9 protein-coding genes are annotated in these 15323 nt (G+C 38.5%); 8 read left to right on the top strand and 1 reads right to left on the bottom strand.

The genetic code is table 11. The annotated features are described in order from the left end of the window. The first annotated feature begins 138 nt into the window (after nt 1-138). Nucleotides 139-2805: a valine--tRNA ligase gene (locus EHC72_RS16970; RefSeq protein WP_131538909.1), complete on the top strand. Its 2667-nt coding sequence runs from the start codon at nt 139-141 to the stop codon at nt 2803-2805. Nucleotides 2806-2908: 103 nt separating this feature from the next. Here the strand turns inward: EHC72_RS16970 and EHC72_RS16965 are convergent, their stop codons facing one another. After that, entirely contained in the window at nt 2909-3370 is a 462-nt protein-coding gene (locus EHC72_RS16965) for a type I restriction enzyme HsdR N-terminal domain-containing protein (protein ID WP_131538908.1), read from the bottom strand. Between the two features lie 132 nt (nt 3371-3502). Between EHC72_RS16965 and holA the strand changes: the two genes are divergently transcribed. The 7 genes from holA to EHC72_RS16930 form a co-directional block, all read left to right on the top strand. Further along, nucleotides 3503-4525 (top strand): DNA polymerase III subunit delta, encoded by a 1023-nt coding sequence (holA, locus tag EHC72_RS16960; RefSeq protein WP_131538907.1) that lies wholly within the window; start codon nt 3503-3505, stop codon nt 4523-4525. 11 nt (nt 4526-4536) lie between these two features. Beyond that, nucleotides 4537-4899, top strand: coding sequence for a VOC family protein (locus tag EHC72_RS16955; RefSeq protein ID WP_131538906.1), 363 nt, complete (start codon nt 4537-4539; stop codon nt 4897-4899). Nucleotides 4900-5020: 121 nt separating this feature from the next. Then, complete coding sequence (locus EHC72_RS16950) at nt 5021-5704, top strand: aspartyl/asparaginyl beta-hydroxylase domain-containing protein (protein WP_131538905.1); 684 nt, start codon at nt 5021-5023, stop codon at nt 5702-5704. Then, a complete protein-coding gene (locus tag EHC72_RS16945) occupies nt 5705-6670 on the top strand; it encodes a hypothetical protein (protein WP_131538904.1) in 966 nt (321 codons plus the stop codon). It abuts the gene before it with no gap. Then, nucleotides 6670-7203 carry an adenylyl-sulfate kinase gene (gene cysC, locus EHC72_RS16940; protein ID WP_131538903.1) on the top strand — a complete coding sequence of 178 codons (534 nt, stop codon included), beginning with the start codon at nt 6670-6672 and terminating at the stop codon, nt 7201-7203. Before EHC72_RS16945 ends, cysC begins: the two co-directional genes overlap by 1 nt. 449 nt (nt 7204-7652) lie before the next feature. Next, nucleotides 7653-8201, top strand: coding sequence for a phage tail protein (locus tag EHC72_RS16935; RefSeq protein ID WP_131538902.1), 549 nt, complete (start codon nt 7653-7655; stop codon nt 8199-8201). 203 nt (nt 8202-8404) lie between these two features. After that, nucleotides 8405-15323 (top strand): MBG domain-containing protein (locus EHC72_RS16930; protein ID WP_165585856.1); only part of this gene is annotated, 6919 nt, incomplete at its 3' end.

Genomic DNA, 15323 nt, shown 5'->3' with positions numbered 1-15323 from the left:
TTTTCAAATTATTTACTATTTGCCTAATGAGAGCAGGCATTCAGTCTTTTTAGGTGCTCATTTCAACGCTTTTTATACTTTAAATTTTGCCCTTAAAAGCGTATTTTTGCTGGCTCAAACAGATATTGAATAATTTTCATGAGCATATCCACAAAGTACAATCCTGCAGAAACCGAAGACAAATGGTATAGCTATTGGCTATCAAAGAAGTTTTTTCACTCAGAACCTGATGATCGCGAACCTTACACTATTGTAATTCCGCCGCCAAATGTTACTGGGGTGCTGCACATGGGCCATATGCTTAACAATACCATTCAGGATGTTTTAATTCGTAAAGCCCGTATGCAAGGTAAAAATGCTTGCTGGGTTCCTGGTACAGATCATGCTTCTATTGCAACCGAAGCTAAGGTTGTAGCCATGCTTAAAGAAAAAGGCATCAACAAAAAAGATATTTCCAGAGAAGAGTTTTTAAAATATGCCTGGGAATGGAAAGAAAAATATGGTGGTATCATTTTAGAACAACTTAAAAAATTAGGTGCTAGTTGTGATTGGGATCGTACTCGTTTCACCATGGAAGATGATCTTTCTGAAGCTGTTATTGATACTTTTATTCACCTTTATAAAAAAGGATGGATTTACCGTGGCATCCGTATGGTAAACTGGGATCCTGCTGGTAAAACGGCAGTTTCTGATGAGGAAGTAATTCGTAAAGAGGTTAATCAGAAATTATATTACATCAAATATCTAATTTCAGGAACGGACGACCAATTTTTAACAATTGCAACTACTCGTCCGGAAACCATTATGGCTGATGCCGCGATTTGCATTAACCCTAATGATGAACGTTTTAGCCATTTAAAAGGTAAAAAGGTTTTTGTACCCTTGGTTAATCATGAAATACCAGTTATTGAAGATGAATATGTTGATATTGAATTTGGTACAGGTTGCTTAAAAGTTACACCTGCACATGATTTAAATGATTATGAGCTAGGCGTTAAACATAATTTACCTGTTACCGATATTTTAAACGACGATGGTACTTTAAATGAACTTGCAGTTATTTTAGTTGGAGAAGATCGTTTTGTTGCCCGTAAAAAAATCGCTGTTTTATTAGAAGAAGCCGGTCACTTAGAAAAAGTTGAAGATTATAAATCACAAGTTGGTTTTTCTGAGCGTACCAATGCAGCCATAGAGCCAAAGCTATCTATGCAGTGGTTTGTTAAAATGGAAGAGATGGTAAAGCCTGCCTTAGCTGATGTGTTAAATGGAGAGGTAAATTTAATTCCAAATAAATTTGAAAACACTTATCGCCATTGGATGGAAAATGTTCGCGATTGGAACATTTCACGTCAATTATGGTGGGGGCAGCGTATTCCTGCATGGTACGATGATAAGGGAAATTGGGTTGTAGCTAAAACTAAAGATGAGGCTTTAGAAGAGTTTTGGAAAAAGAAAAACCTTGATCAAACTTGTTCGGATGCTGAAAAGGCTGGATTTAAAAATCAGTTAGAGCCTTTTTTAAAACAGGATGACGATGTGATGGATACTTGGTTTTCATCATGGTTATGGCCAATTTCTGTGTTCGATGGTTTTAAAAATCCCGATAATAAAGATATAAACTACTATTACCCAACCAATGATTTGGTTACGGCACCGGAGATTTTATTTTTCTGGGTGGCACGTATGATTATGGCTGGGCACGAGTTTATGGGCAAAAAGCCATTTACTAATGTTTATTTAACGGGGATAGTGAGGGATAAATTAGGCAGAAAGATGTCTAAATCTTTAGGCAACTCTCCTGATCCAATAGAATTGATTGAAAAGTATGGCGCAGATGGCGTTCGTGTGGGTATGTTAATGTCTTCTCCGGCAGGAAATGATTTAATGTTTGATGAAAGCCATTGCGAGCAAGGACGTAATTTTGCCAGTAAAATATGGAATGCATTCCGTTTAGTAAAAGGATGGGAGGTTAATGAAAACCTTGAAAATCCAAATAATCAGGCAATTTCATGGTTCCAAAATAGATTTAATGAGGCTTTAGTTGAAATTGAAGATAACTTTAAGCAATATCGCTTATCTGAGGCCTTAATGATTACCTATAAACTGGTATGGGATGATTTCTGTGCGTGGTATTTGGAAATGGTTAAGCCTGCTTATCAACAGCCAATTGATGCAGAAACTTACAAAGCAACAGTTGCGTTTTTCGAAGATATTTTGAAATTACTTCATCCGTATATGCCATTCTTAACAGAAGAATTGTGGCATGATGAGGTTTTTGGTGAGCGTGCAGAAATGGATTGTTGTATTGTTGCTGAATATCCAAAGGGTGGCGCATTTGATGAGGCTTTATTAAAAGATGCTGAAGTAATTAAAACTGTTGTTGCAGAAATAAGAAATATTCGTAATCAGAAGCAAATTTCTCCAAAAGAGGCTTTGCCATTAAACTTGAAGGTAAATTCTGGCTTGGATTACGAGAAATGGTTAAATATCATTTTTAAATTGGCAAATATTAACGAGGCTGAATTTGTAAATGATAAAATTCCGGGAGCTACAGCATTTATGGCAGGTAAAGATGAATTTTTTATCGCTTTAGCTGATAATATTGATGTTGATGCCGAACGTATTCGATTAAATGCTGATTTAGTTTACTTACAAGGTTTCCTAAAATCTGTTGATGCTAAATTAAGTAATGAGCGTTTTGTTCAAAATGCTAAGCCTGAAATTATTGCAAATGAACGCAATAAAAAAGCTGATGCAGAAACCAAAATTAAAATTATTGAAGAAAGTTTGGCTTTGTTAGGATAATATCAAGTCAATATAATTTACTTAAATCCCTTTGGAATATATTTTTCAAAGGGATTTTTTCATTTCCGCTGAACTTGAAGGATTCAAAAAGGTTTTAAATGATCTATAAAAGGGTATATTCTGGTAGCTCCTGTATAAAACTAAAACTGCCTTTTTGATGATCTATTTTGGCATAAACATGCTGTAATCCGTTGGTTAAAGCAATCCATTTGGCTTGGTGTACAGAATTATATCTGGCGGCCTGATCAAAAACCGACTGTGTGATTTTTACTTTTGGAGCTTTACATTCTATCAGCATCAACTTTTCTCCAGCAGTATTGTAAACTAAAATATCACTTCGTTTTTGTAATTGATTTAAAATTAAACCACCTTCAATTTGAATTAATGTTTTAGGAAATTTCCCTTGATGAATTAAATTCTGAATAAAATGCTGACGAACCCACTCTTCTGGCGTTAAAACCAAATGTTTTTTCCTCAGCTCATCAAAAATAAAAATGCCATCTTCCTTTTGGGTAATTTTAAATGGATAGGGAGGAAGATTTAATGGTGTTGGCGTAAAAGTCATTCGTTCATCAATTCAATGGGTTATTAATCAATTTTTCAATTACAAACCATTATTGGCAAAGTTACCAATTTGTGTATAAACAATTTCTTAAAAAACTTTATTCCTGAAAGCTAAATTGTAATTTTACAGGCAATGACTGCTGCCGAAATTATCAAAGATATAAAAGCCCGAAAATTTAAACCTGTGTATTTGTTGCACGGTGAAGAATCTTATTATATTGATGAAGTTACAGATTATATTGAAGATAAGCTGTTGAACGATGCCGAAAAGGGGTTTAATCAAACTGTTTTGTACGGAAAGGATACTGACATGGCTACTGTTTTGGGTGCCGCAAAGCGATATCCAATGATGTCTGATTATCAGGTTGTAATTGTAAAAGAGGCTCAAGATTTAAAATGGGCCAAAGAAGAAGGCAATAGTAAAGAAGCAGAATTTGTTTTAAACTATTTCGAAAAGCCTTTGCCAAGCACTATTTTGGTTTTAGCTTATAAGTATGCAAATTTTGATAAACGCAAGAAAATATATAAGGCCATAAGTAAAAGTGGATTAATTTTTCAATCAGATCCTGTTCGTGATTATAAACTAGTGCCTTGGATAGAAGATTTTGTTAAAGATAAAGGTTATAAAATAGATCCGCAGGCTTCGGCTTTAATGGCTGAATATTTAGGAACTGATCTTTCTAAAATTGCCAATGAAATAGAGAAATTGATGCTTAATATTTCCAAAGAGGTTACAATAAATACCGATTTGGTTCAAAAAAATATTGGTATCAGTAAAGAATATAATGTTTTTGAGTTGCAAAAAGCTTTGGCTATTCGTGATGTTTTAAAATGTAATCGCATCATTACTTATTTTGCAAATAACCCAAAGGCAAATCCAACGGTTATGGTTTTAGCTAATCTTGCTGGTTATTTTACCAAAATTTTAAGGTATCATTATTTGCAGAATAAAGCAGAAGCAGCATCGGCATTAGGCATTCCTCCATTTTTTGTTAAAGATTATGAAGTTGCCGCAAGAAACTATAATACAGGAAAAGTTTTTCAAATTATAAGCTTGTTAAGAGAGTACGATCTAAAAAGTAAAGGCTTGGATAGTAGTGGAAACGTAAATGATGGCGAGCTTTTAAAGGAATTGATTTTTAAAATGATTCATTAATTTAAATTGATATGCTACAAGGATTAAGAACCATAGTTTACTACGTTGGCGATTTAGAAGCCGCTAAAGAATGGTACAATAAGATTTTTGAAATTGAACCCTACTTTAATGAAGCTTATTATGTTGGTTATAATGTTGGAGGATTTGAGTTAGGTTTAAACCCAGATGATTCTGGATATAGTAACGGAAATCATTCTATTACTTATTGGGGGGTTGAAAACATTGAAAAAACATTTGCAAGGTTTGTGGAGCTCGAAGTAGAAATACATCAGAAACCCGAAAACGTTGGTGGAAATATTTGGGTAGGAAGTATTTTTGATCCATTTGGTAACGTAATCGGGATTATTGAAAACCCTGAGTTTAAAATAAAGTAAGTCTTTTAATAAAGAGCAGCAAAGTTTCTGTTTGGTATTCGATTATTTGTGAAGGTTTTTTCTTAAAAAATTCTGAAAAGATTCGAATTCTTGTTAAGTTTACTAAACATCCCAAACTAACGTGCTCAAATTTATTCATTTCAATACTAGCTATAATGTAGCAAGTCTTCTTCAGGAACTTGAAACCTGTCTCGAAAAAAACTGGCAAGATCATTTTAATAAAAAAGATTATAATGGTTCTTGGCAAAGCATAGCCCTTCGTTCTGCATCCGGTTCTGAAACCGATATTTATGCAAATTATAACGTATCGTACTATAAAGATACAGCCTTATTACTTGGGCTGCCATATATAAAATCAATACTGGATTCGTGGCAGTGCGAAAAAGAAGCCGTTAGATTATTAGCCTTGCAGCCAGGTAGTGAAATTAAGCCCCATCGTGATATGGGGTGTGGCTATAAAGATGGAACATTCAGGCTTCATATTCCAATTGTAACCAATAATTTAGTGAGTTTTATTGTAGGAGGAGAAAATTTAAAATTGCTTCCAGGAAGTTGCTGGTATATCGATTTTAATGAAACTCACAGCATTAAAAATGATGGTGATAACGTTAGAATTCATTTAATTGTCGATTGTATCAGAAACCAGTGGACTGATGAGCTTTTTTCTGCTCACGGCTATAATTTGGAGGTGGAGAAAAAACAGATTTTAGATGATGAAACAAAACTGTTAATCATTAGCGAGCTGGAGAGGATGGACAATGATGTTGCCCGAAATTTGATCAATGAAATTAAAGAATCTAAATAAATGGATTTTTTAAGAAATTGGATTCCTTACAAATTGAACTATGATTCTGATGTTTGGAATGTAGAATGGCTTGATCTTAATAAGCACCTCATTAAAGAACCTTTTTTTGATGAAACAATTAATGCCTGTAGATTTAAAATGCTCAACAGGTCAAGATATAACTCATCAAGCACTCTTGAATTTTTAACTGAACGAGCCAGCTCCATGGACTCCTTAGAACCTACGGCGTTTATTTTTCATGTTTCAAGGTGTGGCTCAACGTTACTTTCACAGCTTTTAGGTACTGATGATTATAATATTGTGATTGCGGAAGCTCCGATAATTGATGAGGTACTAATGGCGGCATCACTGGATAATCGGTTAAGCGAAAACCAAATAGAAGAATGGTTTAAAGCTGTTTTGAAAATGTTAGGTCAAAAAAGAACGGGAAATGAGAAACATTTTTTTATAAAACTCGATAGTTGGCATATTCATCACTATGAGCAATTGAGAAAATGGTTTCCCAATACTCCTTTTTACTTTTTATCAAGGGCACCGCATGCTGTTATTAACTCACACATAAAGAAAAGAGGGATTCACAGTATCCCTGGAATGGTATCTGCTAAACTATTGAAAGTTGAACTTAATGAGTTTCATCATCAGAATTTCAATTTTTATACCTCGGAAGTGTTGAAACATTATTACCAGGCTTTACTCGAAATTGCAAAAGAAGAATATCCATTAAATTCTTTTTTTGATTACAGCTGGGGAATTGATATTGTGGCAATAAACTTTTTTAAAGCTGTTGGATTGGGCAATAGAAATGATGCGTTGATGTTAGGCAGATTAAATTTTCATAGCAAATATCCAGATCAGGTTTTTGCGGAAGAAAAGTCAAGTATAAAAGCAGATGCTTATCCTGAGGCAACAGAAGTTTATCAAGATTTATTGGCGTTTATTTCTATTAAGATTAATCCTACTGATTAATGGCAGTTATCCTACAATTTACAGGCTTATCCGGGGCGGGTAAAAGCACACTTTCAAATGGGTTATTCCATCAACTCTCAGAATTAGGTTATCGTGTAAAAACAATTGACGGAGATGTTTATAGACAAACTTTATGTAAAGATTTAGGTTTTAGCAAAGCCGATCGGATTGAAAATATTTCTCGCTTAGGTAAACTCGCAGATGACTTAAGTGCAGATTATGATTTGATTATTATTGCTGCCATTAACCCATATGAAGAAGCTAGAACACTTTTAAGGAAAAAATATAGTGCCAAACTGATCTATATATCTTGTGAATTGTCCGTTTTAAAAATAAGAGATACAAAAGGTTTGTACAAGCGTGCTGATTTACCAGAGGGAAATGAGCAAAAAATATATAACCTAACAGGCGTAAATGATGTATTTGAAAAACCTCTAAATCCAGATTTAATTATCGATACCACACAATTATCAGTAGCTAAAAGTATAGATACATTAATAAAATACATATTGGTTTTAATAATACAAAACTAAATAAAGCCTTTACAAAAGCTGTTTTCAGCTTTCGTTTCCATGTAAATAGCTTATTTGTATAAAAGTACATGACAAATGTCAATAATGACTTTTATTAGTTACAAATATGGCTTAGCTTTAATCAGTTAAATAATTGAAATGATTCTTATTTCATCCTTTAAGAGCGTTACTATTTTTTAACTGACCCTATTTTAATGCTTTCATCCCATGATAATCAACCTCTTGAGTAATTCAGGAAACTCGCGTTATGCGAATGTTTCTATTTCTAAAGATTGTTTCGATTCAGCAATCTCCGCTGATTCTGTAGTTTTTATTTATTTATGGTTTGAAAGCATAGCAAAAAGGTTAAAAATGATCAATTTTTTTAGCTTTTCTTCTTGCAATTCCATTCTACGAACTAATCAATTAAATAAATATCATAAACAAAAACTACAAACAATCAAATTATTATGGACGAGTATTTAGGAATAATTAAGGCTTTTGGAGGAAACTATGCTCCACGTGGTTTTATGCTTTGCCAGGGGCAAATTCTCCCAATATCTAATTGGACTGCTTTATTTTCAATTTTAGGAACTACTTATGGGGGCAATGGTCAAAACACATTTGCTTTGCCAGATTTAAGAAGCAGGGTACCAGTGGGCACCGGACAAGGACCTGGTTTGTCTTATTATGTTTTGGGTCAAATTGCAGGAACTGAATCTGTCAGTTTAAATATCGGTAACATGCCTCCCCATAACCATCCTATTACAGGAACGGTAAAATTACCTGTAAATGGCGATTCAGCAAACACAGATAGTCCAGACTCATCATATTTGGGACCAGTATCAACAGGAAATCTTTACAATAGTCAAGCATCGCCGAATGTATTTGGAGGGAATATGGCTGTAAATTTAACTACTGCAGTAATGGGTAGTTCTATTCCATTTTCTATTGTACAACCTTACCTAGCCCTAAATTATATTATTTGTGTAGAAGGTGTTTTTCCTGCCAGAAATTAATTTAAAGCACTGTCCTTTCTTTAAGGGCAGTACTTTAATACTTTTTTGAATGACTGTGATTTAGATTAAGGCTTTTTTATATGAAATCCTTTTAAATATCAAACACAAGATCAACACTATACTTAACATATTAACCAATACAGATACGATATTTTTTATGGTAAAACTTTACAATAATTAACATGTATAAAAAACTATTAATTATGCTCCTCCTTATACTTGGGGGGATAAGCCTTAGGGCTCAAACTACGCTTGTTGCAGGAGATATAGGCTTTACAGGCTATGTTTCAAACCTGACTGGCGGAGTATTAGGAAATGAATTTTCGTTTGTAATTTTACGAACGGGGGGTATTTCCGCTGGAACCACCATTACCTTTACAGATAATGGCTGGAATTCTATAACCTCAGCATTGGGTACAAGCGAAGGAACGCTTACGTGGACATCTACTACTGCCTTATCTCAATTTACTGAGGTAAGAATAAATGTTGATCCCACTGGTGCTACTTTAGAAAGTTTATCTTCAGGAAGTGTTGGTCCAATAACGGGCCCATTTTTATTAAGCCAAGGTGGGGATCAGATTTTGGCTTATCAAGGATCTTCTTCTTCACCAACTTTTATTTCGGGTATTCAAATGAATAGCGAAATATTAAGTGGAAGTAATGCTGCTTCTACCGCTGCCAGTTGGGATGTAGTGTCTTCAACAGGATGGCCATTTACAAGTACTCGCTCCGGAATACCTCCTGGATTGACAAGCGGAACCAATGCTTTATGGGGCATAATATCCTTAGAATTTGATAATGGGCTTTTTAACTGTACTAATTCTACAGCACCATCCCTTGCTGCATTAAAGGCAAAATTATTTGATCCTACTAACTGGAAATTAGAAAACCCAGGCACTAGTGGGGTATATTTTTCAACTCCAAGTGGTTGCACTTATGCAATTTCTTCACCCCCTGTTATAACAGGAAATCCACCTAACAGAACGATTTGTGCTAATGGAAATACAACTTTTGGTGTTTCGGCAACGGGAGCATTAAGCTATCAATGGCAGGTAAGTACTGATGGTGGAATTAATTTTGCTGATTTAGCAAATACAGCCCCTTACAGCGGTGTTACAGGTACTGTTTTAACTATTACGGGAGCTTCAGGAGCTTTAAGTGGAAACAGATATAGGGCAAATGCAATTAATACTGATGGTACAACCAGTAGTAATAGTGGAATACTAACCGTATCTAATATAACTACCTCTGTTAGCTCTCAAACTAACATAGCTTGTTTTGGTGCATCAACGGGCTCTGCTACTGTATCAGCAAGCGGAGGTATTTCGCCATACACCTATTCATGGTCACCTAGTGGCGGTACAGCAGCTTTGGCTACTGGGCTAACTGCAGGTACTTATGTAGTAACTATTACGGATAATATTGGTTGTACAGCAACACAAAATGTCATTATTACCCAACCGGCATCAGGAATAACTGCATCAGGCTCGCAAACAAATACAAGTTGTAATGCGGGTACAAATGGTACAGCTACTGTAGTGGCTGGCGGCGGTACAGGTCCTTATACCTATTCTTGGGCACCAAGTGGTGGTACTGGAGCAACAGCTTCTGGCCTTGGAGCAGGAGCCTATACCGTAACCATTACCGATGCAATTGGATGTACTGCTACTCGTAATTTTACGATAACACAACCTTCAGCGCTTATTACATCTACTTCACAAACCAATGTAAGTTGTAACGGAGGATCAAATGGTTCAGCTTCTGTAACGGTATCAGGCGGAACGCCAACATACACTTATTCTTGGTCACCAAGTGGTGGTACAGCAGCAACAGCAACAGGGCTTACTGCCGGAACTTATACTGTAACCATTACAGATGCAAATGCATGTTTTATCACCCGTAGTTTTACCATTACTCAGCCCTCACTTTTAACTACTACAACGGCACAAACAAATGTTGCGTGTAACGGAGGATCAAATGGCGTAGCTGCTGTTGTAGCATCAGGTGGAACTGCACCTTATTCTTATTTATGGTCTAATGGAGCAACAACTTCTACGATTACTGGTCTTATGGCGGGCCTTTATAATGTAACGGTTACAGACTTTAATTCATGTACATCAACAAAATCAGTAACTGTAACACAGCCATCGGCCCTTGCTGCAACTACTTCACAAACCAATATAAGTTGTAAAGGCGGTGCAAACGGTGCGGCTAGCGTAACAGCAAGCGGTGGTGCAGGCGCATATACTTATTCTTGGGCACCAAGTGGCGGTACTGGCGCAACGGCTACTGGTCTTACAGCCGGAACTTATACGGTAACCATTACGGATGCTAACTCGTGTATGATAACGAAGGCTGTTATTTTAACTGAACCAGCAACTGCAATTACTACAAGTGCTGCACAAACCAATGTTGCTTGTAATGGCGGTACTAATGGCTCTGCTAGTGTAACAGCAAGCGGTGGTACTGGTCCATACACTTATTCATGGGCACCAAGTGGTGGTACTGCAGCTACAGCCTCTGGGCTTACAGCAGGAGCTTATATCGTAACCATTACAGATGCAAACGGATGTATAGCTACTCGTAATTTTACGATAACACAACCTTCAGCGCTTAGTGTAGCTACTGCACAAACTAATATTGCTTGTAATGGGGGATCAAATGGTTCAGCTGCTGTAACGGTATCAGGCGGAACACCATCATACACTTATTTATGGTCGCCAAGTGGTGGCACTGCATCAGCAGCAACAGGGCTTATCGCCGGAACTTATAGCGTGTTGATTACAGATGCAAATGGTTGCACATTTACTAAAACCATCACGCTTACACAACCAGCAGCACTAGCTGTAACTCCATCTCAAACCAATGTAAGTTGTAACGGAGGATCAAATGGTTCAGCAACTGCAGTTGTTGCTGGTGGCACTGGCCCATATACTTATTCATGGGCACCAAGCGGTGGTACGGCAGCAACAGCAACAGGGCTTACTGCCGGAACTTATACGCTAACCATTACGGATGCAAATGCTTGCCAAACTACCCAAAGTTATACCCTATCACAGCCAGCTGCTTTGGTTGCTACTAAATCTCAAACCAATGTAAGTTGTAATGGAGGAACAAATGGTTCAGCAACTGTTGCTGTTACTGGTGGTACAGGCGCATATACTTATTCTTGGGCACCAAGTGGTGGCACTGGCGCAACGGCCTCAGGTCTTACAGCTGGAACTTATACGGTAACGATAAAAGATGCAAATCTTTGCCAAACCACACAAAGTTTTACTATTACACAACCTACTGCAATTACTACAAGTGCTGCACAAACCAATGTTGCTTGTAATGGCGGTTCTACTGGTTCTGCTAGTGTAACAGTAAGTGGGGGTACAGGTCCATACACTTATTCATGGGCGCCAAGTGGTGGTACTGCAGCAACAGCTTCTGGCCTTGCAGCAGGAGCTTATACCGTAACCATTACGGATGCGAACGGATGTACAGCTACTCGTAATTTTAACATTACACAACCTACTGCAATTGCTGCAACTACTGCACAAACCAATGTAAGTTGTAACGGAGGATCAAATGGTTCAGCTTCTGTAACGGTATCAGGCGGAACGCCATCATACACTTACTTATGGTCGCCAAGTGGTGGCACTGCATCAGCAGCAACAGGGCTTACAGCCGGAACTTATAGTGTGTTGATTACAGATGCAAATGGTTGTACACTTACTAAAACCATAACCGTTACACAACCAGCAGCACTAGCTGTTGCTCCATCTCAAACCAATGTAAGTTGTAGCGGAGGATCAAATGGTTCAGCAACTGCAGTTGTTACTGGTGGTACTGGCGCTTATACTTATTCTTGGTCGCCAAGTGGTGGCACAGCAGCAACAGCAACAGGACTTACTGCCGGAACTTATACGCTAACCATTACGGATGCAAACGCTTGCCAAACCACCCAAAGTTATACCATAACACAGCCAGCTGCTTTAGTTGCTACTAAATCTCAAACCAATGTAAGTTGTAATGGAGGATCAAATGGTTCAGCAACTGTAGCTGTTACTGGTGGTACAGGTGCATATACATATGCTTGGGCACCAAGTGGTGGCACTGGCGCAACGGCCTCAGGTCTTGTATCCGGAACTTATACGGTAACGATAAAAGATGCAAATCTTTGCCAAACCACTCAGAGTTTTACCATTACGCAACCTACAGCGATTACTACAAGTGCTGCACAAACTAATGTTGCTTGTAATGGCGGTACTACTGGTTCTGCTAGTGTAACAGCAAGCGGTGGTGCTGGTTCATACACTTATTCATGGGCGCCAAGTGGTGGTACTGCAGCAACAGCTTCTGGCCTTGCAGCAGGTGCCTATACCGTAACCATTACGGATGCTAACGGATGTACAGCTACTCGTAATTTTAACATTACACAACCTACTGCAATTGCTGCAACTACTTCACAAACCAATGTAAGTTGTAATGGAGGATCAAATGGTTCAGCTGCTGTAACGGTATCAGGCGGAACACCATCATACACTTATTTATGGTCGCCAAGTGGTGGCACTGCATCAGCAGCAACAGGGCTTATCGCCGGAACTTATAGCGTGTTGATTACAGATGCAAATGGTTGTACACTTACTAAAACCATTACCGTTACACAACCAGCAGCACTAGCTGTAGCTCCATCTCAAACCAATGTAAGTTGTAATGGAGGATCAAATGGTTCTGCAACTGCAGTTGTTACTGGTGGTACTGGCGCTTATACTTATTCTTGGTCACCAACTGGTGGCACTGCATCAACAGCAACAGGGCTTACTGCCGGAACTTATACGCTAACCATTACGGATGCAAATGCTTGCCAAACCACCCAAAGTTATACCATAACACAGCCAGCTGCTTTGGTTGCTACCCCATCACAAACTAATGTGCTTTGTAATGGCAGCTCAACTGGAACAGCAACTGTAACTGTTACTGGTGGTACAGGCGTATATACTTATGCTTGGTCACCAAGTGGTGGCACTGGCGCAACGGCTACTGGTCTTGCAGCTGGAACTTATACGGTAACGATAAAAGATGCAAATCTTTGCCAAACCACACAAAGTTTTACCATTACCCAACCTACTGCAATTACTGTAAGTGCTTCACAATCTAATGTTTCTTGCAATGGTGGTGCAACTGGTTCGGCTGCTGTAACAGTAAGTGGAGGTACAGGTCCATATACTTATTCATGGGCACCAAGTGGTGGAACGGCTGCTTTTGCAACAGGTCTTACAGCAGGAACTTATACGGTAACGATAAAAGATGCAAATCTTTGCCAAACCACTCAGAGTTTTACCATTACACAACCTACTGCAATTATTGCAAGTGCTTCACAATCTAATGTTGCTTGTAATGGTGGTGCAACTGGTTCTGCTACTGTTGTAGTAAGTGGAGGTACAGGAGCTTATACTTATTTATGGGCACCAAGTGGTGGTACTGCAGCAACAGCAACAGGGCTTACAGCCGGAACTTATACGGTAACGATAAAAGATGCAAATCTTTGCCAAACCACACGAAGTTTCACCATTACCCAACCATCTCTAATTGCTTTAACGGCATCAACATTACCACAAGCTCAAGTTGCAAATATTTATAGTGCAAATCTTGGCGCTACTGGTGGTGTAGGTACTTATACTTATAGTGTAGCTTCTGGTAATTTACCTAATGGCTTAAGTTTAAGTCCAGCGGGTGTAATAAGCGGAACACCTACAGTATCGGGCACATTTAATTTTGATGTTAAGGTAACTGATAGTGGATGCGGTCAAAGCTCAACATTAAGCTTTAGCATTACAGCTATTACAAGCGATCAAACGATTACTTTTACCACAATTCCAACGCAAATATTTGGAAACGGACCGGTTACTTTGGCTGCAACATCAACTTCTGGCTTAACGGTGAGTTTTGCTTCAGATAATCCAGCTGTTGCTAGCATTAGTGGTAATGTTTTAACAATTAATGGTGCAGGAACAGCAAATATTACAGCATCACAAGCTGGTGGGTCAGGTTATAATCCTGCACCTAATATTGTACAGGTTTTAACAGTTAATAAGGCGACAGCTTCTATTACACTTAGCAATTTGGCACAAATTTATAATGGTACCGCAAAAAGCGCTACTGCTGTAACTACACCTGCCGGTTTAAGTGGAGTAAGCTTAAGCTACAATGGTTCTGCAACTGTACCTACATCAGCAGGAACTTATGCTGTTGTAGCGAGCCTGAATAACGCCAATTATGCGGCTCCGAATGTTACAGGAAGTTTAGTAATAGCCCCTAAGGGGATTACGGTAACGGCAGATGCCAAGAGTAAAACCTATGGTTCTGCAGATCCGGCTTTAAGTTATACAGTTGCCGCAGGCTCACTGGTGGGTACAGATGCAATTACCGGATCATTAAGCCGTGCAACGGGCGAGAATGTGGGCACTTATTTAATAAGCCAGAACACGCTTACTGCAGGGAGTAACTATACCATTACCTACACACCTGCAAGCCTAAGCATTACGCCAAAAGGCTTAATTATTACCGCAGATAATAAAACCAGGCTTTATGGTGTGGCCAACCCTGCGTTAACGGTAAGCTACAATGGTTTTATCAGTGGCGAGGGGAGCACGGTATTAAGCAGTGCGCCATTAATTAGCACTACGGCAACGCTAGCTTCCCCATCGGGTACCTACCCAATAACGGCAAGTGGTGCTGCGGCAGCCAATTACAGCATTACTTATGTGCCGGGCAGCCTGGTTATTTCGGCTACCAGCCAAAGCATCACGTTTGCGGCACTGGCAAATAAACTATCTACCGATGCACCATTTACCCTAACGGCCACAGCTACTTCAGGCTTGGCGGTAAGCTATAGCAGCAGCGATGTTAGCGTAGCGCGGATTATAAATGGCAACCAGGTTGAGATTTTAAAAGCAGGTGTAGTAACGATAACAGCAAACCAGGCCGGTAACGGTAACTATACGGCCGCCGCTGCGGTGAGCCAAAGCCTAACCATTTTGGATAACCCAGCACCAATCATCAGTATTGTAAGCAGCAAGGGCAACAGCATTAGTAAGGGCATTACCACGGTGCTTACGGCAAGCGGTGCGTTAA

The sequence above is a fragment of the Pedobacter nototheniae genome, assembly GCF_004335085.1.
GTDB lineage: Bacteria > Bacteroidota > Bacteroidia > Sphingobacteriales > Sphingobacteriaceae > Pedobacter > Pedobacter nototheniae.
The sequence above is the reverse complement of the archived record's forward strand: the minus strand, read 5'-3'. Positions and strand labels throughout refer to the sequence as shown.